This window comes from Neobacillus bataviensis LMG 21833, assembly GCF_000307875.1.
GTDB classification, from domain to species: domain Bacteria; phylum Bacillota; class Bacilli; order Bacillales; family Cytobacillaceae; genus Neobacillus; species Neobacillus bataviensis.
In genome coordinates this window covers 1-735 of record NZ_AJLS01000016.1, presented here as the reverse complement: position 1 = coordinate 735, position 735 = coordinate 1, and the positions used below count along the sequence as shown (strand labels likewise).

1 pseudogene is annotated in these 735 nt (G+C 39.6%); it reads right to left on the bottom strand.

The window, feature by feature from the left end:
- Positions 1-735, bottom strand: a pseudogene (locus BABA_RS02440) (IS3-like element IS1068 family transposase); the annotation flags it as partial.

Here is a 735-nt window from a genome sequence, read left to right as displayed (position 1 = left end):
TTTTGTATTGTAATAGGTCTCAATGTATTTAAATATTTCTTGAGTAGCCTCAGCTCTTGTCTCAAAATGAGCATCATTAATAAGCTCCCTCTTTAGCGTCTTATAAAAAGACTCCATCATTGCATTGTCATATGGATTTCCTTTACGACTCATGCTAGATTGAGCACCGACTTGACGAAGAGTAGATTGATAACGAGAGCTTGTATATTGACTCCCTTGATCAGTATGGACAATCAAGCCAGGCTGAGGCTGTTCTTTCCCACAAGCTTGTAAGAAGCAATCCCTCACCAGTTTATCTTGCATCCGTGAAGACATTGACCAGCCTACAATCTTACGTGAAAAAACGTCGATATTCACGGCTAAGTATAAGGTGCCTTCTTTGGTAGGGATATAGGTCATGTCTCCCAGCCATACTTTATTAGGAGCTGTTGCTTTAAAGATCTGATTAATTAAATTGGGTCTTGAAAGCGAAGCTCCTTTTCTGTTGTAATGTTTATATTTATAACGGCTTCCCTTGGCATAAAGTCCCATCAAATGCATCAGTTTCCCAACACGTTTCGTGTTGGTCATAATACCAGTATTATGAAGTACCTTGGTAATTCTAACCGCACCATAGCGTCCCTTATGCTCATGAAAGACAGCTTTTATCTTCTCTGAGAGAATTTCTCTCTCCACTTGTTGTTTTGAAGGACGACGATGCATGTATTCATAGAAACCTGAGCGAGAAACCTTAAG